This window comes from Roseateles sp. P4_D2 (assembly GCF_056401875.1).
The window spans coordinates 297,996-323,098 of the sequence record NZ_JBFUIM010000004.1 but is presented as its reverse complement, the minus strand read 5'-3'; the positions used below and the strand labels follow the sequence as shown (position 1 = coordinate 323,098).

Sequence of the window (25,103 nt, the reverse complement as noted above, 5' to 3'; positions counted from 1 at the left end):
GCTGAACGCGGGCCATCCCAGCCGGTCCCCCGCGGGGACGGCGATGCTCGCGGCATCAAGCCGCGAGCACATCGCCTGACGGGCCGGCTTGGGAGCGGCCCGGCGCTCGGCCCGATTTGCCGCCGCGGCCAGTTGACGTGAACACCACTGACCGGGCCGGCGCGCTCGCCGCCTTCGATGAATGGCAGGACGCGACGCCGGCCGAACGTGAAGCCCTGCTGGCCGAGTTGCCGCCGGCGCAACGGGAGCGGCTGGAGGCCCTCATCAACGCTGACCGCGTGGCCGAAGAGCGCGGCTTTCTGGCCAAACCGGCGCAAGTACCGGGCGCTCCCGAACTGGCCGGCCAGGTGCTGGGCGCGTGGACCCTCGTCGCGCCGCTGGGCAGCGGCGGCATGGGCGAGGTCTGGCGCGCTCGGCGCAGCGATGGCGCCCACAGCGGCGAGGCGGCCATCAAGCTGCTGCACAGCCCCTGGCGCGGCGAGGGGAACCAGGCGCGCTTTCGCCGCGAGGGCGAGCTGCTGTCGCGGTTGACCCATCCACACATTGCCCGCCTGCTGGACATCGGCGAAGCCCTGGTCGGCGCGACGCGCACGCGCTATCTGGTGCTGGAGCTGGTGGAGGGCGAGCGCATCGATCGCTGGTGCGAGCTGCAGAACCTTCATGTGAACGAGCGGCTGCGGCTCTTCCTGCAGGTGTGCGACGCGGTGGCTCATGCGCATGCGCGCCTGGTCGTGCACCGCGATCTCAAGCCGGGCAACATCCTTGTCACCGCGGACGGCCAGGTGAAGCTGCTGGACTTCGGTGTCGCCAAGCTGCTTGTTGATGACACCGGCGCGGAGCTGACTGCGCAACTGCCTGCGGGCCTGACGCCTGAGTACGCCGCGCCTGAGCAGCTGCGCGGCGAGCCCGTCAGCACCGCCACCGATGTGTTTGCGCTGGGCCGCCTGCTGTGCCTGCTGCTGACCGGCCAGCGTGAGCCTGCGGCCACACTGCGCGGCGACCTCGCCCTGATCGTCGGCCGCGCGCTGAAGGAGCGCCCCGACGAGCGCTATGCCGGCGCCAGCGCACTGGCCGACGACGTGCGCCGCCATCTCGAGCATCGCCCCATCCTCGCGCGGCCTGACTCGCTGGCCTACCGTAGCGCCAAGTTCGCGCGCCGCTACCGGCTGCAGTTGGTCGCGCTGAGCCTGGTGCTGGCCAGCCTGCTGGCCGGCATGGCCACCACCACCTGGCAGTGGCGCGAGGCCGCGCGAGAAGCCGAACGCACTCGCCGCGTGCAAAGCGTGTTGACCGAGCTCCTCGCCGGCCTCAGCCCCGACGCCTCCGGCAGCGCGACGGTGCCGATGATCGAGCTGCTCAGGCGCAGCTGGGCCGAGGCCAAGCGCCGGCTGGGCGATGACCCGGCCATGCTGGCCGAAGTGGCCCGGCCACTGGGGCTGCTGCTGAACCAATCCGGCGACATGCCCCTGGCGGCCGAAGCGCTGTCGCTCGCACACGCCCAGCTGCAGGGCCGCGGCGAGGCGGGTCGCGACGTCGCCTTCGAGCTCGCCAATGCCCGCAGCCGCCTGGGCCAGACCGACGATGCGCGCGCGCTGCTGACGGGGTTGGTGCCCGCGCTGCCGGCCCAGGACGACGCGGTGGCTTTGTCCGCCCTCGCCCATCTCGGCGAGATGGCGATGGAGGCCGGCCGCCTCGACGAGGCGCAGTCGCTGCTGACGCGGGCCGAGCAAGGGGTTCGCGAGCGTTTCGGCACGCGCCATGAGCGCTATCGGCGCGTGGCCGATGCGATGTCCAGCCTCGCCCGGGCCCAGGGGCGCTGGGACGATGCGCGGCGCTGGCTGCAAGCCCTCGTCGATGCCAGCGAAGGCGCGGGGCGGCTGATCGCCGCCCAGGCCCGGATGGCCGTCGCGACGATGGAGGTCGAACTGGGGCACCACGTCGCCGCCCTGCCCCTGCTGCGCGCCAGCGTGCAGGAGCTGCAGGAAGTGCTGGGACCGGCCGACCTCAACACCGTCTCGACGCGCACCTGGCTGGCCACCGCGCTGTTCCACGCCGGCCGACCCGACGAGGCGGCGCGCGAAGCGGAGCTGGCGTTGGCGCAGGCCCGCCGCGGCGGCGAAGCCCAGGCGACCGCCGTCGTGGGGCTGGTGGCAGCACGCCAGCAAATGCGCCGTGGCGAGCCGGCCGTGGCCGAGGCGCGGATGCGCCCGCTGCTGTCCACGCTGGAAGAGGCAGGACACCCGGCGGCGGAGCGCGCACGCGCGCTGCTCGGCGAGGCGGCGCTGCGCCAGGGGCGCACGGCCGAGGCCGTCGCGATGCTGACGCAGGCCGAGGCCGCCCAGCGCACGCGCCTGGGGTTGCAGGACACCGATCGCTGGCCGACGCTGGCGCTGCTGGGGCTGGCCCATGAAAGCGCCGGCCGCATCGAGCCGGCTCGCGCCGCCTATCACGAGGCCCTGGCGCTGGCCGAGGCCGGCCTGCCGCCGGGCCATCCGGACCGCCTGCGGCTGAGGGCGCTCGTCGCGCTCGGAGACGGCCGCGACGCGCGCGCCGAGCTGGATGCCTACGCTGGTGCGCTGGCCGACCGTGCTGACGCCGCGGCCATGCGCACGCGGCTGTCGCAATTGCTATCGTCCACATCCCGCCCGGCGCCGCCGGGCCTGGCCCTGCTGGACTTCTGACGGAGGACTGCGATGAAGCTTCTCGATTCGATGTTGGCAACGGCATGCCTGGGCGCCGCGCTCGCGGCGCACGCCGCTGATGTGGCACCGGCCACCGGCACCCCGGCGGTCAAGGCCGCCAGCTCACCGGCGGTGAAGGCTGCCACCCCGCCCGGCGGCGCGCCCGTCGCCGGTGGCAGCGGTGGTGGCGCCGCGACCGATGGCAGCAATACCGGCACCCAGGTCAAACCCAAGCTGCCCAAGTGCCCCGACCCGGCCAACACCGCCTGCCCGGCGGTGAAGGTGCCAGTCAAGACGGGCGGTTAGCAAGTAGTGGACCGTTATGCCTGCCGCCTTGTACGGCGGCAGTCCTTCGGCCCGCGTCGCACAGGGCGAAGGTTCTGCGCCCGGTCGGGTCTCAGCCCTTCGTCACCACCAGCGTGACCTCGTACTTGCCGCCATCCCCGACGATGGTCAGCGTCTTGCTCTTGGAGCCGGCTGCCACGTCGAGCAGGTTGGTGCTGAGCACGAACTCCTGGGTCGTGCCGACGCGGTCGTCGAAGTTGGGGAAGCCGGTGGGAATGCCGAGCGCGCCGTGGATGTCGGCCTTCAGCTTGCTCACGCGCTGAGCCCGCGTCATGCCGGCAGAGGCCGCCAGCGAGCTGACGACGGCGCCCTTGGTCAGCTCGCGCGCCGTGCCAGGCTTGCCATCGTCGTGCTCCATCATCGACACGAGGATGACGGCATTGGCCGGGTTGGCGATGGCCTTGGCCTGGCCCGACGGGCCCCAGGCATTGCGGCGCCAGATGATGAAGGGCATGTCGCTCGGGTTGATGCCCGGCTGCAGCGGCTGGGTGCTGCGGGATTCGCCCTCGTCGACGTCGCCCCACGGGCCGTAGAGCGTGACTTCGGCGTTGGGCAGGATCGGGTTGGTCAGGTCGACGGCAGTGACGAGCACATAGGGCTCGTCCGAGCCGACCTCGTCGGTCTCGATCTTGCACTTGATGCTCTTCAGGGCGATGGTGACGGGCAATGCGGCCATGATGGTTCTCCGATAGAGGTGGGGCACGGCAACACGCCGGGCCTGTCATCAAGGACGCAAGTGCGGCCCGCCAGGGATCACACGCGCGATGTGAAAACTACCGCCGGGATAGCCCCCAGGGCCTGCTGACAGCCGGTGACATGACCGGCGCCGACGATGGCTTCATTCATCACCCAACGGAGACCACCATGCAACCCGACTGCCTCATCCTCTACGTGCACAGCCCTGCCGAGAGCGTGCTCTTCTATCGCTCGCTGCTGGGCCGGGAACCCGTCGAGCAGAGCCCGAACTTCGCGATGTTCATGCTCAATGACAAGACCATGCTCGGCCTCTGGGCCGCGCATGACGTGCAACCGGGCAGCGGCCAGCGCGGCGGCGGCGCCGAGATCGGCATCACGGTCGGCACGGACAACGAAGTCAATGCCGCCGTCGCCGCCTGGAAGGCCTCGGGCTGGCCGGTGCTGCAGGTGCCGACGGCGATGGACTTCGGCTTCACGGCAGTCACCGCGGACCCGGACGGCCACCGGGTGCGGGTGTTCAGGCCGACGCAGGGTTGAGCAGCCCCTCAGTCGCGCGCCGCAGACGGCGCGACGGCGGCGCCCTCGATGCGGTGGCGTTCCAACGACCTCGCGACGAAGCCTGAGGCCTTGGCCTGTTCCACGAAGGCGGCGAGAAAATGCGCACCGACCGCCTTGCCCCTGGCCATGCCCATGGCCTGGTTGATGACCATGAAGCGCCAGGGCAAGAGCCTCAGGCCCGGCAAGCGCTTGGCGTCGGCTTCCAACTGCTGCTTCACACCGGCGGCCACGTCGAGCTGGTGCGCCAGGAAAAAGCTGACCACCTCGGGTGAGGTCGGTGCGCGCTCGATCGTCGCCGCCTTGAGTTCGCGTGTCAGGTAGAGGTCGTAGGCGCTGCGTGCGCCGACGGCGACACGCGTGCCTGCGCGATCCACGTCCTCGTTGGCCTGCAGCGGCGAATCGTTGCGCACGAGGTAGGCGCCCTCGATCTGCACGTAAGCAGCCGAATAGGCGGTGGACGCGGCCCGCGCGGGATCGATGGCGAAGAAGCCTACGTCCACGCGGCCGGTGGCCAGAGCATCCACCGCTTCGCCCGCGGACTTCACCACCATCAACTCAGCCTGGACGCCCAGCTGCCGTGCCAGCTCACGCGCCAGGTCGACCGACACACCCGAGGCTTCGCCGGTGCTGGGGTCGCGGTTCGCCAGGATGGGATTGCCCAGATTGATGACGGCGCGCAGCCGGCTGGTGGGTGCCAGTTGGGCGATTGCTTCGGGAGCGGGTGTTGGCATGGCGGCGCACGCGGCAAGAATGGGCAGGAGCAGGATGCACAACGCATTCAGCGCGCGACGGTCCACAGCAGTTGAGGTGTTGATGCCTGCGCTCATGGCTGGCTAGCCTACACGTCAGCGACGCTGGGGTTTGTTCTATCTGGCACCCTCGCCTGGCGCCCCCAACTCCGCTCCATGTTCTTCTTCATGCGCCCCAGGCCCGTCGTGGACCGTCGGCCCGTGGCGGAGCAATCCGTCCAGGTGAAGGCGCCGACGCTGCCGGCGTTGACCGCGCTGGCCAAAGCACCGTGGGGCGAAGCGCAGCGCCAGGTCAGTGCTGACGAGCCCACCTCGCTTCAGCGCGTGCGCCGCGGCTTGCTCTTGCCGCGCAGCTGAGCGCCGGCGCTGGCGTTGCCGCGCGTCGCCGGCTTGTCGGCGGCTGGCTTGGCGGGTTTGACCAGGCCGGTCGCCGCAGACACGGCCACGGTCTGGTACTCGGCGGCGTATTGCTTGCGCATGCGCACCATCTCGCGCTGGTACTTGCCGGCGAGCTGCTGCTTCTTCGTGTCTGACAGCAGGCGGCCGGCGACGTGGAAGAACTTGGACTCCTCTTCTTTCAGGTGGTGGCGCACCTTGAAGCTGAGTTCCTTGGCGGTCGCAATCCAGCCATCCTGCTGCTTGTTGCGCACCGACAGGTCTTCGAGCAGCTCGTCCACCTGGTGGTGCTCATGCAGCGCATGCCGCGAGGCATCAAGGCCTCCGTCCTCCATCAGCAGCGGCACGTAGAGGAAGCGCTCTTCGGCCGCCGCGTGTGCCATCAGCTCGACCTTCAACTGCAGGAACAGCAACTGGCGCGCGGCCATGTCGCCGCGTGACGCGGTGAGCTTGCGGCACAGATCGCGTTGCAAGTCGTGGCTTTCGCGGATGGCGTCGAAGATCATGCGGTTGTCCCCAGAGGCCACGGGTTGCGGCGGCGCCATTGTTGATGGGCGGCGGGGCGGCGCCTGTCGGACGGAGCCGCTTCGGCTCAGGCCGCTGCGAAGCGCCGCGCCGGGTCGTAGGGGAACACATCATGCACATGCCCCGCCAGGATGCGCTCCTTGTGGCTCTGCCAGAAGCCCGCGTCCAGCAGGTCCGCGTGGTGGCGCATGAAGCACTCACGCACTTTCGGATTGCCGAGCAGGAAGGGCGCAAAGGTCTCGGGGAAGACGTCGCGCGGCGCGACGGCGTACCAGACCTCGCCTGACATTTCTTCCTCCTCATTGCGCGGCTCGGGCACGCGGCGGAAGTTGCAGTCGGTCAGGTATTCGATCTCGTCGTAGTCATAGAACACGACCTTGCCGTGGCGGGTCACGCCGAAGTTCTTCCACAGCATGTCGCCGGGGAAGATGTTGGCGGCCACCAGGTCCTTGATGGCGTTGCCGTACTCGATGACGACGCGTTCCACCTGCTCGGGCGTGGCTTCTGCCAAGTAGATGTTCAGCGGCACCATGCGGCGCTCGATGTAGGCGTGGCGGATGACGAGGTCGTCGCCATTCTCTTCAATGAGGCTCCCGCAGAAGTGCTTCAACTCATCGAGGAGCTCTTCCTCGAAGCGATGCCGCGGGAAGGCCACCCGCGTGTACTCCAGCGTGTCGGCCATGCGACCGACCCGGTCGTGGCTTTTCACGAGCAGGTATTTGCTCTGGATGAGCTCGCGCGTGGTGTCCTTCTGCGGCGGGTAGAAGTCCTTGATGACCTTGAAGACGAAGGGCCAGCTCGGCAGGTCGAACACCAGCATGACCATGCCTTTGATGCCGGGCGCGATGCGGAACTTGTCCGAGGAATGGCGCAGGTGGTACAGGAAGTCGCGGTAGAAAAGGTTCTTGCCCTGCTTCTGCAGGCCCAGCGCCGAATAGATCTCTGAGCGTGGCTTCCTGGGCATCATGGAGCGCAGGAATTGCACATACGCACTCGGCACCTCCATGTCGACGAGGAAGTAAGCGCGGGCGAAGCTGAACAGGATCAGCAGATCGTCTTCGCCGAACAGCGCCGCGTCGATGAAGAAGCGCCCGCTGTCGTCGTCACGCAGGATGGGCAGGGCAAACGGCGTCTCGGTAAAGCCGTTGATGATCTTGCCAACGACATAGGCGCCCTTGTTCCGGTAGAACAGGCTGGACAGCACCTGCAGCTGGAAGTTGGCGCGCCGGCGGAACTCGCCGAGGCGCCGCGCGACGGCGGCCAGCACCTGGTCGACGTCGGCGTCAAGGTGGGCGAACTCGCCGTTCAGCTGGAAGTTGGTGATGACGCGCTGGAGGGTTTCGCGCAGCTTGTCGGGCGCCGGGTAGTAGGCGCGGTAGGTGGGGGTCGCTCCGGGCTCGTCGTTCTCGATGTACTCGGTCGAGATGGCCGGGCGCACAAAGATGAAGTCGTTGTGGAAATAGGCGTGGTGCAGGATGCGCGTGCACACCGAGTTGAAGAAGGTCTCAGCCAGCTCGGGCTGGCGGTGGTTGGTCAGCAGGCCGATGTAGTGCAGCTTGACCTGCTGCCAGACTTCCATGGCCAGCGTCGACGCCGAAAAGCGCGCCTCCAGCAGCTCGCTGGCCTCGGCAACGCGGGCGTCGTAGAACTCGATGCGCAGGGCCTGGGCACGCTGCTGGCCCTGCCAGTCGCCATGCTCGAAGCGCGCCTTGGCCTCGGCGGACGTGGCGCGGAAGAGCTTGTAGTGGCGATCGAAACCGCCCAGCAGGGCCTGGGCGATGTCGAAGGCGCGCGAGTCCGTGAGCTGGGTCGGGAACATGCCCCGACTCTATTCAGGCCACTGTGGCGTAGCGCGCCTTGACGCGCTCCAACGCACGGCGGTAGGACGGCTCCACGTCCTCGGCCTTGGTGGCCGTGAGCTGCAGATCCTCCAGCAGGCCGTTGTGGAGGCCGTAAACCCAGCCATGCACGACGATCTCCTGGCCACGCTGCCAGGCGTCCTGCACGACCGTCGTCTGGCAGGCATTGCGCGCCTGCTCCAGCACGTTCAGCTCGCACAGCGCATCCACGCGCCGGGCTTGCGGCAGGCCTTCCAGCCAGCTCAGGTGGTCGTTGCGCACGTCCTGCACGTGGCGGATCCAGTTGTCGGCCAGACCCGTGCGGATGTCATACAGCGCCGCGCGCACGCCACCGCAATTGCTGTGGCCGACGACGATGATGTGGCGCACCTTGAGCTGGTCCACCGCGAACTGCATGACGGACAGGCAATTCAGGTCCGAATGCACGACGACGTTGGCGACGTTGCGATGCACGAACAGCTCGCCCGGCAGCAGGTCCACCAGCTCATTGGCCGGCACGCGGCTGTCGGCGCAGCCTATCCAAAGATATTGCGGCGTCTGCTGCTTGAGCAGGCTGGAGAAGAAGCCCGGCTCGCGGGCCTCGGTGTCAGCGGCCCAGCGCTTGTTGTTGTCGAGCAGATCCTGCAGTTCGTGGTTGGTCGTCGTCATGCTGGCATTGTCGCAATGGCGAATTACATCGTCTCCGCAAACAGCTCGCGGCCAATCAGCATGCGGCGGATTTCACTGGTGCCGGCGCCAATCTCATAAAGCTTCGCGTCACGCCAGAGCCGGCCCAGCGGGTATTCGTTGATGTAGCCGTTGCCACCAAAGATCTGCACGCCTTCGCCGGCCATCCAGGTCGCCTTCTCGGCCGTCCACAGAATGACGGAGGCGCAGTCCTTGCGCACCTGGCGCACATGCTCGGCGCCCAGCATGTCGAGGTTCTTGGCCACTGTGTAGGCAAAGCTGCGCGCGGCCTGCAGCACGGTGTACATGTCGGCCACCTTGCCCTGGATGAGCTGGAATTCACCGATGCTCTGGCCGAACTGCTTGCGGTCGTGGATGTAGGGCACGACGTTGTCCATGACGCTTTGCATGATGCCCAGCGGCCCGCCGGTCAGCACGGCGCGTTCGTAGTCCAGGCCCGACATCAGGACCTTGGCGCCACCGTTGACCGCGCCCAGCACGTTCTCGGCCGGCACTTCGACGTCCTGGAACACCAACTCGCCGGTGTGCGAGCCGCGCATGCCCAGCTTGTCGAGCTTCTGCGCAATGGAGAAGCCCTTCATGTCCTTCTCGATGAGGAAGGCCGTCACGCCGCGTGCGCCCAGCTCCGGCTCGGTCTTGGCGTAGACCACCAGCGTGTCGGCGTCGGGGCCGTTGGTGATCCACATCTTGTTGCCGTTGAGCAGGTAGATGCCGCCTTTGTCCTCGGCCTTGAGCTTCATGCTCAGCACGTCAGATCCCGCGCCCGGTTCGCTCATCGCCAGCGCACCGACATGCTCGCCGCTGATCAGCTTGGGCAGGTATTTGGCGCGCTGCGCGTCGTTGCCGTTGCGCTTGATCTGGTTCACGCACAGATTGCTGTGCGCGCCGTAGGAGAGGCCCACCGAAGCACTCGCGCGGCTGATCTCTTCCATCGCCACCATGTGGGCCAGATAGCCCATGTTGGCGCCGCCGTATTCCTCGGGCACGGTGATGCCCAGCACGCCCAGGTCGCCCATCTTGCGCCACAGGTCCATCGGGAACTGGTCGCTCTTGTCGATCTCGGCCGCGCGGGGCGCGATCTCTTCGTCGGCGAAGGCGCGCACCGCGTCGCGCAGCGCATCGATGTCTTCGCCGAGCTGGAAATTGAGGCCGGGCAGGTTCATTCGGGTCTCCTGGTCCGCCCTGTCAGTGCCCGCTCGTGCCGGGCCTGCAGGGCAGGTTAATTGACGTAAACGTCAACTGTAGCAAGCGCGTCCGGATCAACCCGCTGCGTCGGCAGGCTGCGGCAGCAGCCGGCGCACCAGCGGGTGGCTGATCTTCTTGTCCGTGCCCACCGCGTAGAACTGCTCGACGACGCCCTCGGCAGCGCCGACGTTCACCAACCCATAGCGGCCCGTCAGTGCGTCGTCCACCGCGGTGGCGGCTGGGAACACGCCCAGGCCCTCGCTGCCGAAGGTGGCCAGCAGCGCGCTGTCCTCGAACTCGCCAGTGATCCGCGGGCGCAGGCCGAGGTCGGTCAGCCAGTGGTCCAGCCGCGGGCGCAAGGCCGCGTGCGAGGTGGGCAGCAGCAGCGGCACGTCGGCCAGCGAGGCGGGGAAGTCGCGCGCCGCCGCGGCCGCCCAGCGCGGGTGGGCATACCAGGCCACCGGCGAGCTGCCGAGTGAATGGCTGTAAACGCGCAGATTCGGGTTGGCCGGCGCCGGCCGGTCGGCCAGCACCACGTCGAGCCGGTGCAGGGCGAGGTCGCCCAGCAGGTCGTCGAACTCGTCCTCGTGGCAAAGCAGGCGCAGTTGCGGCGTATCGAGGATGGGCGCGAGCAGGCGCTGCGCGACGAGCTTGGGCAAGCCGTCGGAGATGCCCACGGCCAGGCGCACCGTCAGCGCGGTGGCGGCATCCCGCACCCGCTCGGGCAGGGTCTCGCCGATCTGGAAGATCTGCTCGGCCTGCTCCAGCGCCGCGATGCCGGCTTCGGTCAGCGTCAGGCCGCGGCCGGCCGGCTTGAGCAGGGCCGCACCGAGGGCCTGCTCAAGCTCACGCACCTGGGTCGAGACGGTCTGCACCGACAGCCCCAGCTTCTCCGCGGCCCGCGTCAATCCGCCCTCCTTGGCAACGGCCCAGAAGTAGTAGAGGTGGCGGTAACTGAAGCTCAGGCTCATGGCGATTCAGCAAGTAATCACGAAGAAACGTTTCGCGATTCTCTGCTTTTATTTGGTGTCTTGCCTACGTACCCTGCCCGTGTTCTTTCAAACCGGAGGTCTGCCATGCAAACCCGCCCCATCGCCATTGCCATGCCCCACGGCGGCGCCCTCGACCGCGGCACCGCCCATCGGGTGCTGCGCAACACCTATGCCCTGCTGTCGATGACGCTGCTGTTCAGCGCCGCCGTCGCTGCTGCGGCCGTCGCCTTCAACCTGCCGGCACCCGGCATCATCCTGACGCTGGTGGCCTATTTCGGCCTGCTGTTCGGCATCCACAAGCTGAAGAACCGCGGCGCCGCCGTCGGCCTCGTCTTCGCGCTCACCGGTTTCATGGGTTGGACGCTCGGCCCGCTGCTGACGCGCACGCTGTCTCTGCCCGGCGGCGCCCAGACCATCATGTTGGCCCTCGGCGCGACGGGCGCCGTCTTCCTGGCGTTGTCGGCCTATGCGACGACAACCAAGCGTGACCTGTCGTGGATGGGCGGCTTTCTGTTCGCCGGCATGGTCGTCGCCGTGCTTGCAGGCCTGGCAGCGATCTTCTTCCAGATCCCCGCATTGGCACTGACGGTCTCGGCCGTCGTGGCCCTGCTGTCGGCTGGCCTGATCCTGTTCGAGACCCAGCAGATCGTGAACGGCGGCGAGACCAACTACGTGCTCGCCACCGTCAGCCTGTTCGTGTCCATCTTCAATCTGTTCACGAGCCTGCTGCACCTGTTCGGCTTCGCAGGTTCGGATGACTGAGGCCGGACCGAGGACAGCGCCTGCGCGCTGTCCGACGCTTGCCGAAGGCCAGGCGCCATGCTGGGCGACTGGCATGACGATCAGGGCTGCTTGCTGAGCAGCCAGCGGTACAGGCCCACGCCGATGCCGGCAAAGGCCAGCAAGCCCAGCACCTGGCCTGCGGTCGCGAAGCTGTCGCCCACCAAGGCCAGCGGCGCGCCGTTGCCGGAGAACACGACGACGGCCGCGAGGATGACGCCGAGCAGGCTCTCGCCGACGATGAGGCCGGAGGCCAGCAGCACGCCGAGCTGCTTGGTGGCCTCGGGGTCACGCTTGTGCGAAGCACGGCGGTCGAACCACCAGCCGGCCACGGCGCCGACGACGATCATCAGCGTGCTGTTCATCGGCAGATAGATGCCCAGGCCGACGGCCAGCGGCGCGCAATGCGCCTTGCCGCCGGTCGCACGCTTCAATACCTCGTCCACGGCAATGGTGGCGACGCCGATCAGCACGCCAATGCCGATAAGGTTCCAGTTCAGGTCGCCTTGGATGACTCCCTTGGCCAGCGCCGAGATCAGGGCAGCCTGGGGCGCAGCGAGGGCCTTCTTGGGGTCGACACCCGGCGCGCCAGCGAAGCCATAAGCCTGGTTCAGCAGGTCCAGCACCGGCGGGATGACGATGGCGCCGGCCACGACACCGATGATCAACGCCACCTGCTGGCGCCAGGGCGTGGCGTCAACGAGCTGGCCGGTCTTCAGGTCCTGCAGGTTGTCGTTGGAGATGGTTGCGACCGCGAACACGACGGCCGTGACGAACAGCGCAAAGGCGACCAGCGCCTGGCCGGTGGACGCCGGCAGCATGGGCTTGACGACCAGGGCCAGCAGCAGCGACACGCCGATGACGACGAGGATGCCGACGCCCGACAGCGGGCTGTTGGACGAGCCGATCAGGCCGGCCATGTAGCCGCAGACCGCGGCCACGAAGAAGCTCATCAACACGACATAGACGACACCGCCGACCACGAGCAGGCCAAGCTGGTCGCCCAGGCCGGCGCTTGTGGCGAAGCTGGACAGCATGAAGCCGATCGGCAGCATGCAGGCCAGCGTGATGAGGCCGACGGTGCCGATGGGGATGTCCTGCTCGTTGCGCGGCAGCGTGTCGGCCTTGCCGGCCTTGCGCACGCGAGCCGACATGGCGGCCGAGTGCAGGCCGGCAACGACCGGCTTGGCCAGCTTGACCAGCGTCCAGATCGCCGCGACGGCGATGCAGCCGGCGCCGATGAAGCGCACCTTCTTGCTCCAGGCAAACAGTGCGACCGCTTCTGCGGCGCCGTCGACACCGGACGTCAGGATGGGCACGCCACCCAGCCAGGCGATGCAGGCGCCGACAAGGATGGCCACACCCACCCACAGGCCGACGAGGTGACCCACGGCCAGCAGCGCGAAGCTGAAGTTCAGGTCATAGCCTGTTGTGGGCCCACTGCCGCTCTTCTCGCCGCCGGGCAGCCGGAAGTACTGCGCCAGATTGGCCGCGAAGAGCTGGGTGGCAACGACGATGCTGAAGCCGGCCGACACGACGGTGCCGGCCACGATGGCGGCCAGGCCCTGGCGGTTGGCTTCGCCACTGTCGGCGGCATGGCCGACCTTGAGCACCTCGGCGCAGGCCACGCCTTCCGGATAGGGCAGCGGCGAGTTGGTGACCAGCGCCCGGCGCAGTGGGATGGAATACATGACACCCAGCACGCCGCCCAGGGCGCACAGCGTCATCGACATCCAGTACGGGAAGCCCGTCCACCAGCCGATCATGACCAGGCCGGGCAGCACGAAGATGATGGAGGACAGCGTGCCGGCCGACGAGGCAATCGTCTGCACGATATTGGTCTCGCCGATGGAGTTGCCCGCCGCGCGGCGCAGCAGGGCCATGGAGATGACGGCGGCCGGGATGGAGGTCGCAAACGTCAGGCCGGCCTTGAGGCCGAAATAGACGTTGGCGGCCGTGAAGACCAGGGTGATGAGGATGCCCAGGACGATGCCGCGGGCGGTCAGTTCGGTCCCGAGCGGCGCGGGTGAGGCGTTGGTGGTCACGGGCTGGAGGCGGGAGTTTGAGATGGGGGCGGATCATGCCCCCATTCGCCGGCCGGCCGGACCGGGTTCCCCCGCGTTCAGCAGGGCTTGACGCCGTTGACCGCCAGCAGCACCGAGTAGACCGAGCTCGTCGCACAGATGAAGAGGCGGTTGCCCTTGGGGCCGCCGAAGACGAGGTTGGACACCCGCTCGGGCATGCGGATGCGACCGATCAGCGTGCCGTCCGCCTCGTGGCAGTGGATGGCGCGCCCGGCACTGGTCCAGATGCGGCCGGCGGTGTCGCAGCGAAAGCCGTCGTAGAAGCCGGTGTCGCAGCTGATGAAGACCTCGCCGCCGGTCAGCGTGCCGTCGGCGTCCACGGAGAAGCGGCGCATCGTGCCGACGTCCAGGCCGGTGTCGGCGACGTAGAGCCAGCGCTCGTCGGGCGAGAACGCCAGGCCGTTGGGGTGGGTCATCGTGTCGACCACCACGCGCAGCTCGCCGGTGTCCGGTTGAAGCCGGTAGACATAGCAGCCCGGCTGCTCTTGCGGCGAGCGGATGCCTTCATAGTCGTCCACGATGCCATAGGGTGGGTCGGTGAACCAGATGCTGCCGTCGGACTTCACGACCACGTCATTGGGGCTGTTGAGCCGTTTGCCTTCATGGTGCGAGGTCAGTACGGTCAGCGAGCCGTCGTGCTCGGTGCGCACGACGCGCCGGCCGCCCTGCTCACAGCTGATGAGGCGCCCTTGCCGGTCCAGCGTATGGCCATTGGTGTAGCCCGAGGGCTTGCGGAACTCGGCGACGTGGCCGGAGACCTCGCACCAGCTCAGCATGCGCTCGTTGGGGATGTCGCTCCACAGCAGGCGGCGCTGGGAGGGGATATAGACCGGCCCCTCGGTCCAGCGGCAGCCGCTGGCCAGGCGCTCCAGCCGGGCGCTCTTGCGAAAGCAGTCCTCGAAGCGCGCGTCCAGCACTTCGAATTCGGTCGGCTCGCTGGGGATCTCGAAACTCATCTCGTGTCGTCCTTTCATTGGAAGAACGACATCGTCCCGCGACGGACCCGTCGCTGGGCGGCGTTGCAGGGCGCGCGAATGCCGCTTCGCGGCGATTTCAGTCCGCCAGCGGTAGCCCGGCGTCGGCCTTGCACTCGTCCAGCACGAAGACCGAGCGGAATTTGCGGATGTTGGCGTCGTCGAAGAACAGCTCGCGCGTCAGCGCCTCGAACTCGGCCACGTCGCGGCAGCGCATCAGCAGCAGGAAATCGCTGTCGCCCGCCACATAGAAGCATTGCTGCACGCGCGGCTCGGCGGCCATGCGGCGCTTGAAGCCGTCGATGACGGCCTTGCGGCTGGCCTCGCGCAGCTCCACCTCCACCCACACCGCCAGGCCGTAACCCAGCGCCGCCACATCCAGCACCAGGCGCTCGCCGCGGATGACGCCGGCGTCGCGCAGCCAGCGGATGCGCCGCTGCACGGCCGTGACCGACAGGCCGATGGCGGTGGCGATGCGCTCGGCCGGCTGGCGCGGGTCGCCCTGCAAGCGGCCGAGGATTTGCCGATCAAATTTGTCGAGATCAGGTGCGGACTCCGTCATGGCCAAGCACCATACCCGGACGCTCAATTGACGTTAACGTCAATTGGCGACCTAGAATCCGGCCCGAGCAAGGAGACAGCCATGACCGACCTCTCTAGCGACTACAAAGCGCTGGCCGAGTACCGCCCGACCCACAAGGTCCGTTTCGTCACCGCCGCCAGCCTGTTTGACGGGCATGACGCCGCCATCAACATCATGCGGCGCATCCTGCAGGGCATGGGCACCGAGGTCATCCACCTCGGGCACAACCGCTCGGTGGACGAAGTCGTCACCGCGGCGTTGCAGGAGGATGCTCAGGGCATCGCCATCAGCTCCTACCAGGGCGGCCACGTCGAGTACTTCAAGTACATGGTGCAGTTGCTGAAGGAACGCGGCGGCGAGCACATCCAGGTCTTCGGCGGCGGCGGCGGCGTCATCGTGCCGGCCGAGATCCGCGAGCTGGCCGAACATGGCGTGCGCATCTTCAGCCCGGAGGACGGCCAGCGCATGGGCCTGCAAGGCATGATCGGCGAGATGGTCATGAAGGCCGACCAGGACTTCAGCGTCTATGCGCCGCAGAACCTGTCGGCCATCACCGGCCACTCGGAAGCGGCCTGGCGGTCGCTGGCCCAGCTGCTGACGGCGCTGGAGAACGGCAAGGCCGATGCGGGCATCGTCGACGCGCTACGAGACCAGGCCAAGAGCATGAAGACGCCGGTGCTCGGTATCACCGGCACCGGTGGCGCCGGCAAGTCCAGCCTGACCGACGAGTTGATCCGCCGCCTGCGCCTCGACCAGGGCGACGCCCTGCGCGTGGCGCTGATCTCCATCGACCCGTCACGCCGCAAGAGCGGTGGCGCGCTGCTGGGTGACCGCATCCGCATGAACGCCATCTCGCCCTGGGGCCAGGGTGCGCGCGTCTTCATGCGCTCGCTGGCCACGCGTGACTTCGGCAGCGAAATCTCGCCCGCCCTGCCCGACGTCATCGCCGCGGCCAAGGTGGCGGGCTTCGACCTCGTCATCGTCGAGACGAGCGGCATCGGCCAGGGCGACGCGGCCATCGTGCCACTGGTCAATGTGCCCATGTACGTCATGACGCCCGAGTTCGGCGCCGCCAGCCAGCTCGAGAAGATCGACATGCTGGACTTCGCCGAGTTCGTCGCCATCAACAAGTTCGATCGCAAGGGCTCCCTTGATGCCCTGCGCGATGTCAGCAAGCAGGTGCAGCGCAACCGCGAAGCCTTCACGGTGATGCCGGACACCATGCCGGTGTTCGGCACCATGGCCAGCCGCTTCAACGACGACGGCGTGACGGCGCTGTATCAAGCCCTGAAGCTGCGCCTGGCCGACCTCGGCATCCCCTTCAGCGAAGGCCGCCTGCCGCGCGTCGACACCCGCCACAGCACGCACCAGACCCCCATCGTCCCGGCCGCGCGCGTGCGCTACCTGGCCGACATCAGCGACACCGTGCGCGCCTACAAGGCCCGCGCCCGCAAGCAGGCGACGCTGGCCCGCGAGATCCAGCAGCTGGAAGCCAGCCGCGCCATGCTGGAGGCCGCCAACCCCGACAAGAATGGCGCCCGCACCGCGCTGGGCGACCTCGCCGAGCAGCGCAAGGCCAAGCTCGACGGGGACGCCCGCCAGTTGCTGCAGCAGTGGCCCGACATGGTCAAGGCGTACGCCGGCGACGAGTACGTCGTGAAGATCCGCGACAAGGAGATCCGCACCGCGCTGGTCACGCAAAGTCTGTCCGGCACCAAGATCCGCAAGGTCGTGCTGCCCGGCTACGAGTGCCACGGCGAGCTGCTGAAGTGGCTGATGCTGGAGAACGTGCCCGGTAGCTTCCCCTATGCGGCCGGCGTGTTCGCGTTCAAGCGCGAGGGCGAGGACCCGACGCGCATGTTCGCGGGCGAAGGCGATGCCTTCCGCACCAACCGCCGCTTCAAGCTGGTGTCTGAGGGCATGCCCGCCAAGCGACTGTCCACGGCCTTCGACTCCGTGACGCTGTACGGCGCCGACCCCGCACCGCGGCCCGACATCTACGGCAAGGTCGGCAACTCCGGCGTGAGCATCGCGACGCTGGACGACATGAAGGTGCTGTACGACGGCTTCGACCTGTGCAGCCCGACGACCTCGGTGTCCATGACCATCAACGGCCCGGCGCCGTCGATCCTGGCCATGTTCATGAACACGGCCATCGACCAGAACCTGGCCAAGTTCAAGGCCGACAACGGCCGCGAGCCCACCGCCGACGAAGCCGCCAAGATCAAGGACTGGGTGCTGGCCAATGTGCGCGGCACGGTGCAGGCCGACATCCTGAAGGAAGACCAGGGCCAGAACACCTGCATCTTCTCGACCGAGTTCTCGCTGAAGGTGATGGGCGACATCGCCGAGTACTTCGTGCACCACAACGTGCGCAATTTCTACTCGGTGTCGATCAGCGGCTATCACATCGCCGAAGCCGGTGCGAACCCGATCAGCCAGCTCGCGCTCACACTCTCGAACGGCTTCACCTTCGTGGAGGCGTATCTGGCTCGCGGCATGCACATCGACGACTTCGCGCCCAATCTGTCGTTCTTCTTCAGCAACGGCATGGACCCGGAGTACACGGTGCTGGGCCGCGTCGCCCGCCGCATCTGGGCCGTCGCCATGCGCGACCGCTACGGCGCCAACGAGCGCTCACAGAAGCTGAAGTACCACGTGCAGACCTCCGGCCGCAGCCTGCACGCGCAGGAGATCGCCTTCAACGACATCCGCACGACGCTGCAGGCGCTGATCGCCGTCTACGACAACTGCAACTCGCTGCACACCAACGCCTACGACGAGGCGATCACGACGCCCACGGACGAGAGCGTGCGCCGCGCGATGGCCATCCAGCTCGTCATCAACCGCGAGTGGGGTTTGGCCAAGAACGAGAACCCGTCGCAGGGCGCCTTCATCATCGACGAGCTGACGGAGCTGGTCGAAGAGGCGGTGCTGACGGAGTTCGAACGCATCAGCGAACGCGGCGGTGTGCTCGGCGCCATGGAGACGGGCTACCAGCGTGGCCGCATCCAGGAAGAGTCGATGCATTACGAGATGCTCAAGCACACTGGCGAGTACCCCATCATCGGCGTCAACACCTTCCGCAACCCCAATGGGGAGACGGTGCCGGAGCACATCGAACTGGCACGCTCGACGGACGAAGAGAAGCAGTCGCAGCTGACGCGCCTGGCCGAATTTCAGGACCGCCACGCCGCCGAGTCGCCGGCCATGCTGGCCCGCCTTCAGCAGGCCGTCATCGAGAACCGGAATGTGTTCGACGTGCTGATGGAAGCCGTGCGCGTGTGCTCGCTGGGCCAGATCACCGGCGCGCTGTTCGAGGTCGGCGGCCAGTACCGCCGCAGCATGTAGGGCTTACAGCCCGCGGCAGCGCTGCTCGAAGGCAGCGGCCAGGCGCTCAAGATCCCCGCGCTCACCTGCCGTCATCTCGGCCTCACGGGCGCGCCGGGCGCGCAGGCTGTTGCGCAGTTCGACGCATTGCGCGAACTCGCGCTCCTGCCGCGCCTTGGCCTGAGCCAGCGCGCGGCGCTCCTGCAGCGAGCGGTTGCGCACGTCCTCCATCAATTGGTTGACCTTCTCATTGGCGTCCTGCTCTTCGGCATAGCAGTCGCGCTGGTAACGGTAGTCCAGCTGCTGGCGCGTGGACTCGTCGGCGCCACCATCGCTGCCGGCCTGGTTCAACTGCTCGCGCAGGCGCAGGCAGCGCGGGCTCATGAACTGGCTGGCTTCTGGCGCCTTGGGACCCAGGCGCGCGATCTGCGTGGAATCGGCTTCAGGGCAGGGTCGGTCGCTGAAGGCCGTGGTGCCGTCGGGCTTGCGGCATTTATAGACACCCGCGCCTTCGGCCCTGGCCATGCCCGTCAGTGCCAGCACGGCCAACGCGGCCCAGGCCAGGCGGGCCGGGGTCACAGCTTCTGCTCCCGGTCGCCGCCATTGCTGTAGCGGCGCTTGTAGCGGGACTTCTCGAGGTATTCACGCGCCGTCAGGCCGTCGGCATTGCGTGCGGCCTTGGGTGCGCCCGCGGCGAGCAGGGTGTCGACGATGGCGTCAGAATTGCCGACGGCGGCCAGGTGCAGGGGCGTGTTGCCCTGGCGGTCCTGCGTGAAGACCGAGGCCTGCAGGCGAATCAGTTCGGCCACCGCGTCATGCCGCCCTTCCTCGACGGCCCAGTGCAGGGCCGTGCGCCCCTGGCCGTCCAGCGCGTTGATGTCAGCGCCGGCCGACACCAGCGGGCCGATGGACTTGAGCGCCGCGTAATGGATGGGCAGGCGACCACCGATGTCGGGCGAGTTGATGTTCAGCCCCCGGCTGGTCAGGAACACCAGCGCCTGGGCATCAGCGCCGTTGCGCGCCGCCAGGTGCATGACGCCGACATGATCGGGCGTCTCCTGCCTGGGGTCGAGCTTGAGCTCTTCGATGAAGAATTTCAGCCGGTCCAGCGTCGGCTTGGCGGCGGCCTGCTGCAGCAGCGTGCCCTTGTCCAGCGCGCCGACGTTACGGGGCTCGGCCCCATGGTTGGCGATCCAGCGCAGCGCCGGCAGGCTGCCAGTGCCCGCGTTGTCGTAGAGCAGGCGGTTCAGCCCGACGGCGCCCACGCGTTTGGCCGTCTTGTCGATGTCGATCATGCCGCTGGCGTCGGCCATGCCGTTCATCAGCATCATCTCGCGCAGTTCGGGCCCGAGGCCGGCGACGTCCTGGGTGCTGCGCCGCGCCATGCTGCACCAGGTCAGCAGCGAAATGATGACCACCAAGGCCGCTGCTCGCAGACCGATCCCCAGCCAATTGATGCCATCCCGCTCCACTGCTTCCCCCTGCTTTTCTAGGCGGGGCGGATTGTGCAGCAGCACTTTTTCAAACCAGGGCGCCAGACTCGATGCTGCCCCCTAGACTCCCCCGAAAGCGGGGTCAGCGCGCCTGCACGACCCGGTCCCGCCCTGCGCGCTTGGCCTCGTAGAGGGCCGCGTCCGCACGGCTGAACAGCGCCTCGGGCGCYTCGTCGGGCGCGAGGGCCTGGGCCACGCCGACGCTGACCGTCACGGTCAGCGGGCCGGCCGCTGTCTCGAAGGGCTGGCCGCCGATGGCCTCGCGCAGCCGCTCACCCAGGCGCAGCTCGCCGCCGGCCTCAGGCTTGAGCCAGATGACGGCGAATTCCTCGCCGCCCAGGCGCACCGCCAGATCCAATGGCCGCAAGGTGTCGTGCAGGCGGGCGCCAATGCCACTGAGCACGGCGTCGCCCACCGCGTGGCCGTGCGTGTCGTTGATGCGCTTGAAGTGATCCACGTCCAGCAGGGCCAGCACCGGCGGATGCTCGACGCCGCGCTGCAGCAGCCGGCGCAGGCGCTCGTCAAAGCCACGCCGGTTCAGCAGTCCGGTCAGCACGTCGATCTCGATGAGGCGCTCGATCTGGCGCAGCGCACGGTCCTGCAACAGCAGCAGCATGGCCAGGGCCTGGCCGATGAGCAGGGCGATGACGGCGAACAGGCCCATCGAGTTGTATTGCACCAGCTCGGCCCGCGTTTGGGCGATCAGGGGCGACACGGCCAGGCCGCGCGCCACTTCGATGATCGCGCTGATGATCAGGTCGGCCGCCAGCAGGCCCAGCGGAAAGCCGCGCTGCGCGCGCCAGGCCTGCAGGGCGGCATGGGCGGCGGGCATGGTCAGCACGGCCGAGACCAGCATCGTCAACGTGATCGAGGGCCAGAACTGCCCCGTCCAGGCCGTCAGCGCGAAGGAGCCGATGCAGGACAGGCCCGTGAGCACCAGCGGCCAGCGGCAGCACAGCGGCAGGCCGAGGTAGACGCGCAGGCCGAGCAGCACCATCAGCGCGGACAGCAGGCTGCCGAGATGGCCCACCGCCCAGAAGGTGCGCGGTGCGCCCATGGCGATGAGGGCCACGCGCGCCGCCTGGGTCAGCGCCGCGGCAGCAAAGGCACCGGCCCAGAACCACAGCGCGCGCTCGCCCTTCAGATGCCAGGCGCCGCCAAGCGTGGCCAGGGCCAGCATCGTCGTGACGAGCTGGAAGACGCGCAGCAGCGTGTCGGCGTGCAGGGGTTCCATCGTGAGATTGGTTCAGCCTCGACGAGGCACGATGCCTGCATCGCGTGGCCGCCGTGATGCGCGCCACGAGCGCGCCGTGATTGATCTCACGGAAGTCAGCGCGCCTGCAGGCTCTGCATGGCGGCCTTGACGCGCAGCAGCATGGGCGAGGCGCCGGTCACCTTGGCATCGAAAGGGTGCAAGCGCTGGCCGCCGGTGGCCGCCATGATCTTGCGTACGTACAGCCGCGTCTCGGCATAGGGCGGCACGCCGAGGTAGCGGTCCACGGCCCTCTCGCCGGCGTTGTAGGCCGCCACGGCCAGCATCACGTCGCCCTCGAAATAGGCCAGCAGCCAGCGCAGATAGGCCATGCCGCCGCGGATGTTCTGGGACGGGTCGCGCAGCCGGATGACATTGAAACGCGTCGCCGTCTCGGGCAGCAGCTGCATCAGGCCCTGAGCCCGCTTGGGCGACTCGGCCAGCGGGTCGAAGTTGGACTCGGTGGCCATGACCGCCAGCACCAGCGCCGGCGCGAGCTGGTATTCGGGCGCCAGCAGCTTCACGTAGTTGACGATGGCCGGCGGAGCGTTCTGGGGCAGCGGCAGCGTCGCCCACAGCGACAGCGGCTTGGCATTGCGCGCAGCGGGTGGCAGGGCAGCGACAGCCACCGGCAGGTCGGTCTCGGGCGGGCGCAGGCAGGGCGGCGGGTCGCCCAGGGGGGTGCCGCCCATGCGCTCGAGCATGTTCTGCGCCTGCTCCATGCCTTGCTCGGCCGCGGCGGCGAACAGGTGGGCGGCTTCGGCATCGTTGCGCTGGATGCCGCGCGCATTCGTCAGCATCCAGCCCAGGCTGAACTGAGCCTCGGCATCGCCATAGCGGGCGGCGCGGCAGTAGAGCTTGGCGGCGGCCACCTCGTCGCGCCTGACGCCGTCGCCGTACTCCAGCGCCTTGGCCTCCTGGCGCCAGCGCTCGACCTGCGCCGGCACCACCGGACCGCGTTCGCCCGGTGGCATCGTCGGGCGCGGCAGTTGCTCCAGCGTCAGCGACGGCAGCTGGGCCCAGCTCGACGAAGCGGCGAACAACAGGGGCAGCAGCAGGCGTCGCAAGGGTCAGTCCGGAGGGGAGGTGCGGGGGCCGGAAGTCTAGACTGGAAGAATGTGTCAGCCCCTCGCCCAGTCCTGCTCCGGCTGAACGCCGGCAGGCCTGGTCGGTCTTGCAGACCGCGCAGCCGCCAGAGCGGCTGCTCTTCGGCAGGCACGCCAAGTCCACAGGACTTGCCGTGTCCGGCCTCAGCCCCCGAGGGGGCGGCGATGCTTGCGGCGTCAAGCCGCAAGCACATCGCCAGACGGGCCGGCTCGGGAGCGGCCCAGCGCTCGGCCCGGAATACCCGAATCATTTGGCGAGAACCGCGAATGCTGAACGGAAAACTGCCATGAACAAGACTCGCCTCGAAGCCTTCAGCGATGGCGTCATCGCCATCATCATCACCATCATGGTGCTGGAGCTGAAGGTGCCTCACGGTACCGACTGGGAGGCCCTCAAGCCGCTGTGGCCGGTCTTCCTGTCCTATGTGCTGAGCTTCGTCTACGTCGGCATCTACTGGAACAACCACCACCATCTGCTGCATGCCGTGCACAAAATCAGCGGCGGCGTGCTCTGGCCCAATCTGCACCTGCTGTTCTGGCTCTCGCTGCTGCCCTTTGCCACCGGCTGGATGGGCGAGAACCATTTTGCGCCGCTGCCAGTGGCTGTCTATGGCGGCGTGCTCGTCATGGCCGCCTTGGCCTACATACTGCTGCAACGGGCCCTGATCTGCATCCCCGGCAACAACACCGTGCTGGCCCAGGCGCTGGGCAAGGACTGGAAGGGCAAGATCTCGGCAGTCATCTACCTGGTGTCCATCGCGCTGGCCTTCGTGCACGTCGGCCTGTCACTGGCGGGCTACGCCATCGCCGCGGCGCTGTGGCTGATCCCGGACCGGCGCATCGAGCACCACTTGAACAGGAGTGAGTGAAATGCCCACCCTCGATCCGCGCATCGACACCTACCTGGCAAGCGTGCCCGAGTTCGCCCGACCCATCCTGGCGCGGCTGCGCGAGGACGTGCACGCAGCCTGCCCCGATGTCGTCGAGACCATCAAGTGGAGCCGGCCGCACTTCACGCTGGATGACAAGCTGCTGTGCGGCATGTCGGCCTTCAAGGCGCATTGCACCTTCGGCTTCTGGGAACGCGAGGGCGCGACACCCGGACAGCCCGGTGCCATGGGCGATCTCGGCCGCATCACGACCCTGGCCGACCTGCCTAGCCGCACCGAGTTGCGCAAGCAGATCAAGGCCGCTGCCGCATTGCTGCGGGCCGGCGCGCCGCGCGCCGCAAAACCCAACCGCGAGCCGCGGCCCCAGCTCGAGATGCCCGACGACTTCGCCGCGGCGCTGAGCAAGGTCAAGGCGGCCAAGCAGCACTACGACGCCTTCGCGCCCAGCAAGCAGCGCGACTACCTCGAATGGGTGCTGGAGGCCAAGCGCGAGGACACACGCACCAAGCGCATCGCCCAGGCGGTGGAGTGGCTGGCGGAGGGCAAATCACGCAACTGGAAGTACGAAAGCTGTTAGCTCCTCGTCTGGTCTCGCCCTACTGGACGCGGGCGCGCCCAGCCGGTCCCCCGGGGGACGGCGATGCTTGCCGGCGCGACCGGCAAGCACATCGCCCGGCGGACCGGCTCGGGAGCGGCCCAGCGCTCGGCCCGAATGCACAAAAATCAAATACCGGAAGGCTCAACCCACCACGGACTGCAAGGTTGAGTTGCGCATCCAGTCATCCGCCACCACGACGCGGTTGCGGCCTTTCTGCTTGGCCTGGTAGAGGGCCTTGTCGGCCAGGTGCATCAGCGTTTCGGGCGTGTCACTCTTGGCCGCTTCGGCAACGCCCGCCGACAGCGTCACGCGCAGTGGCATGCCGCCGTCGCCCTGCAGTTCCAGCGCCTCCACGGCCAGGCGCACCTGCTCGGCCAGATGCCTGGCGCCGGCAGCGCCCGTGGCAGGCAGCACGAGGCCGAACTCCTCGCCGCCCAGGCGCCCGAGCACGTCGGAGCCGCGCAACCGCGAGCGCGTGCAGGCCGCGACGGCCTTCAGCACCTGGTCGCCCACGGCATGGCCATGCCGGTCGTTGACGCGCTTGAAGTGGTCCAGGTCCAGCATGACGAAGCCGACCGGCTGGCCCTCGCGGCGGCCACGCTCCATCGCATGCGCCAGCAGCGACACCGTCGTGTTGTGGTTCACGGCACCGGTCAGCCCGTCGACGCTGGCGAGCTTGCGCATCTGGCTGGCCATACGCTCGAAATTCGCCAGCACGAAGCCGAAGCCCGCCGCCAGCATCGCCATGAAGGCCAGCATGAAGATGGCGCCGCTCCAGGCCTGCCAGGGCTCGGCGTCGGCCGGCGCGGCACGCAGCCACCAGGCGGCAAAGCCCACGCGCAGCCACAGCGCCAGGCTGGCCAGCAGCAACATCAGTGAGACGGCGCGAAAACTCGTCTCGCCGCGCCAGCCCAGCCGCAGCGACGCGAGGGTGGCCGGCAGCAGCAGCGCCCCCATGGCCGCCGACATCGCGCCAGCGCGCACCGGCTGCGACACGTCCAGCACCGCCGGCACGGTCAGGGCCGCAAGCAGCAGCAACCCGTGGTGCCAAGCCGGCAGGCCGCGGTTCAGCAGATGCCGCGACACCGCCGCCGCGAAACCGGCGAGGCCGGCCATCAGCAGCCAGTTGCCGCCCATCAGCACGGCCCAGCCAGGCAGCCAGGGCTGCAGCGCAAAGAAGGCAAAACCAAAGCTGAAGGCCAGCCCCGCCCAACCCAGGCGCTTGAGCTCGCCGCGGCTGAGCGCTCCGCGCCCAGCCATCCACAGCTGCAGCGTCAGCAGCCCGAATCCGAGCACGAGCATCAGCACCAGGGTGGGGATGTGCAGCGACATGCGCGAGC

23 protein-coding genes are annotated in these 25,103 nt (G+C 68.2%); 8 read left to right on the top strand and 15 right to left on the bottom strand.

Going from position 1 to position 25,103, the window contains the following annotated elements; genetic code table 11:
- Positions 1–137: 137 nt before the first annotated feature.
- Entirely contained in the window at positions 138–2,681 is a 2,544-nt protein-coding gene (locus AC1DW0_RS09550) for a serine/threonine-protein kinase (protein ID WP_477945575.1), read from the top strand.
- Positions 2,682–2,693: 12 nt separating this feature from the next.
- Positions 2,694–2,987 carry a hypothetical protein gene (locus AC1DW0_RS09545; protein WP_056204915.1) on the top strand — a complete coding sequence of 98 codons (294 nt, stop codon included), beginning with the start codon at positions 2,694–2,696 and terminating at the stop codon, positions 2,985–2,987.
- A gap of 91 nt (positions 2,988–3,078) precedes the next feature.
- Here AC1DW0_RS09545 and AC1DW0_RS09540 read toward each other — a convergent pair whose 3' ends face one another.
- Positions 3,079–3,702 carry a hypothetical protein gene (locus AC1DW0_RS09540; protein ID WP_477945572.1) on the bottom strand — a complete coding sequence of 208 codons (624 nt, stop codon included), beginning with the start codon at positions 3,700–3,702 and terminating at the stop codon, positions 3,079–3,081.
- A gap of 188 nt (positions 3,703–3,890) precedes the next feature.
- Here AC1DW0_RS09540 and AC1DW0_RS09535 point away from each other — a divergent pair, with 188 nt between their 5' ends.
- A complete protein-coding gene (locus AC1DW0_RS09535; protein WP_056205284.1) occupies positions 3,891–4,259 on the top strand; it encodes a VOC family protein in 369 nt (122 codons plus the stop codon).
- A gap of 8 nt (positions 4,260–4,267) precedes the next feature.
- Here AC1DW0_RS09535 and AC1DW0_RS09530 read toward each other — a convergent pair whose 3' ends face one another.
- A complete protein-coding gene (locus AC1DW0_RS09530; protein WP_056205287.1) occupies positions 4,268–5,011 on the bottom strand; it encodes a transporter substrate-binding domain-containing protein in 744 nt (247 codons plus the stop codon).
- Positions 5,012–5,185: 174 nt separating this feature from the next.
- On the opposite strand from AC1DW0_RS09530, the gene AC1DW0_RS09525 reads away from it, so the two are divergent.
- Complete coding sequence (locus AC1DW0_RS09525) at positions 5,186–5,386, top strand: hypothetical protein (RefSeq protein WP_056204921.1); 201 nt, start codon at positions 5,186–5,188, stop codon at positions 5,384–5,386.
- Here AC1DW0_RS09525 and AC1DW0_RS09520 read toward each other — a convergent pair.
- The 5 genes from AC1DW0_RS09520 to AC1DW0_RS09500 all read right to left on the bottom strand — a co-directional run bounded on the left by AC1DW0_RS09520 (position 5,347) and on the right by AC1DW0_RS09500 (position 10,652).
- The gene (locus tag AC1DW0_RS09520) at positions 5,347–5,931 is read right to left on the bottom strand and encodes a hemerythrin domain-containing protein (RefSeq protein WP_082533072.1); all 585 of its coding nucleotides are present in this window, start codon (positions 5,929–5,931) and stop codon (positions 5,347–5,349) included. The genes AC1DW0_RS09525 and AC1DW0_RS09520 overlap by 40 nt on opposite strands.
- A gap of 86 nt (positions 5,932–6,017) precedes the next feature.
- Positions 6,018–7,769: a bifunctional isocitrate dehydrogenase kinase/phosphatase gene (gene aceK / locus AC1DW0_RS09515; protein ID WP_477945570.1), complete on the bottom strand. Its 1,752-nt coding sequence runs from the start codon at positions 7,767–7,769 to the stop codon at positions 6,018–6,020.
- A gap of 13 nt (positions 7,770–7,782) precedes the next feature.
- On the bottom strand, positions 7,783–8,457 hold the full coding sequence (can, locus tag AC1DW0_RS09510) for a carbonate dehydratase (RefSeq protein ID WP_457352457.1): 675 nt from the start codon (positions 8,455–8,457) through the stop codon (positions 7,783–7,785).
- A 23-nt stretch (positions 8,458–8,480) separates the two neighbouring features.
- Positions 8,481–9,659 (bottom strand): isovaleryl-CoA dehydrogenase, encoded by a 1,179-nt coding sequence (locus tag AC1DW0_RS09505; RefSeq protein WP_457352459.1) that lies wholly within the window; start codon positions 9,657–9,659, stop codon positions 8,481–8,483.
- A 96-nt stretch (positions 9,660–9,755) separates the two neighbouring features.
- Positions 9,756–10,652 (bottom strand): LysR family transcriptional regulator, encoded by an 897-nt coding sequence (locus AC1DW0_RS09500; protein ID WP_457352461.1) that lies wholly within the window; start codon positions 10,650–10,652, stop codon positions 9,756–9,758.
- Positions 10,653–10,757: 105 nt separating this feature from the next.
- Here AC1DW0_RS09500 and AC1DW0_RS09495 point away from each other — a divergent pair, with 105 nt between their 5' ends.
- The gene (locus tag AC1DW0_RS09495) at positions 10,758–11,435 is read left to right on the top strand and encodes a Bax inhibitor-1/YccA family protein (protein ID WP_056204929.1); all 678 of its coding nucleotides are present in this window, start codon (positions 10,758–10,760) and stop codon (positions 11,433–11,435) included.
- Positions 11,436–11,515: 80 nt separating this feature from the next.
- Here AC1DW0_RS09495 and AC1DW0_RS09490 read toward each other — a convergent pair whose 3' ends face one another.
- From AC1DW0_RS09490 to AC1DW0_RS09480, 3 genes are all read right to left on the bottom strand, one after another.
- Positions 11,516–13,498, bottom strand: a complete 1,983-nt coding sequence (locus tag AC1DW0_RS09490) for an OPT family oligopeptide transporter (RefSeq protein ID WP_056204933.1) — start codon at positions 13,496–13,498, stop codon at positions 11,516–11,518.
- A 77-nt stretch (positions 13,499–13,575) separates the two neighbouring features.
- Positions 13,576–14,493 carry an SMP-30/gluconolactonase/LRE family protein gene (locus AC1DW0_RS09485; RefSeq protein WP_056204934.1) on the bottom strand — a complete coding sequence of 306 codons (918 nt, stop codon included), beginning with the start codon at positions 14,491–14,493 and terminating at the stop codon, positions 13,576–13,578.
- Between the two features lie 97 nt (positions 14,494–14,590).
- Positions 14,591–15,073 (bottom strand): Lrp/AsnC family transcriptional regulator, encoded by a 483-nt coding sequence (locus AC1DW0_RS09480; protein ID WP_457389519.1) that lies wholly within the window; start codon positions 15,071–15,073, stop codon positions 14,591–14,593.
- A gap of 81 nt (positions 15,074–15,154) precedes the next feature.
- On the opposite strand from AC1DW0_RS09480, the gene icmF reads away from it, so the two are divergent.
- Complete coding sequence (icmF, locus tag AC1DW0_RS09475) at positions 15,155–18,445, top strand: fused isobutyryl-CoA mutase/GTPase IcmF (protein ID WP_457389520.1); 3,291 nt, start codon at positions 15,155–15,157, stop codon at positions 18,443–18,445.
- Positions 18,446–18,448: 3 nt separating this feature from the next.
- On the opposite strand, the gene AC1DW0_RS09470 is transcribed toward icmF, so the two are convergent.
- The 4 genes from AC1DW0_RS09470 to AC1DW0_RS09455 form a co-directional block, all read right to left on the bottom strand.
- On the bottom strand, positions 18,449–19,003 hold the full coding sequence (locus AC1DW0_RS09470; RefSeq protein ID WP_457322833.1) for a DUF4124 domain-containing protein: 555 nt from the start codon (positions 19,001–19,003) through the stop codon (positions 18,449–18,451).
- Entirely contained in the window at positions 19,000–19,842 is an 843-nt protein-coding gene (locus tag AC1DW0_RS09465; protein WP_235532126.1) for an ankyrin repeat domain-containing protein, read from the bottom strand. Before AC1DW0_RS09465 ends, AC1DW0_RS09470 begins: the two co-directional genes overlap by 4 nt.
- 157 nt (positions 19,843–19,999) lie before the next feature.
- Entirely contained in the window at positions 20,000–21,151 is a 1,152-nt protein-coding gene (locus AC1DW0_RS09460) for a GGDEF domain-containing protein (RefSeq protein WP_457389522.1), read from the bottom strand.
- 95 nt (positions 21,152–21,246) lie between these two features.
- Positions 21,247–22,236: a transglycosylase SLT domain-containing protein gene (locus AC1DW0_RS09455; protein ID WP_457322831.1), complete on the bottom strand. Its 990-nt coding sequence runs from the start codon at positions 22,234–22,236 to the stop codon at positions 21,247–21,249.
- Between the two features lie 326 nt (positions 22,237–22,562).
- Between AC1DW0_RS09455 and AC1DW0_RS09450 the strand changes: the two genes are divergently transcribed.
- Together AC1DW0_RS09450 and AC1DW0_RS09445 are read left to right on the top strand one after the other, a co-directional pair.
- Entirely contained in the window at positions 22,563–23,144 is a 582-nt protein-coding gene (locus AC1DW0_RS09450; protein ID WP_457352473.1) for a TMEM175 family protein, read from the top strand.
- A 1-nt stretch (position 23,145) separates the two neighbouring features.
- A complete protein-coding gene (locus tag AC1DW0_RS09445; RefSeq protein ID WP_477945564.1) occupies positions 23,146–23,742 on the top strand; it encodes a YdeI/OmpD-associated family protein in 597 nt (198 codons plus the stop codon).
- A gap of 162 nt (positions 23,743–23,904) precedes the next feature.
- On the opposite strand, the gene AC1DW0_RS09440 is transcribed toward AC1DW0_RS09445, so the two are convergent.
- Positions 23,905–25,095, bottom strand: coding sequence for a GGDEF domain-containing protein (locus AC1DW0_RS09440; RefSeq protein WP_477945562.1), 1,191 nt, complete (start codon positions 25,093–25,095; stop codon positions 23,905–23,907).
- Positions 25,096–25,103: the final 8 nt, after the last annotated feature.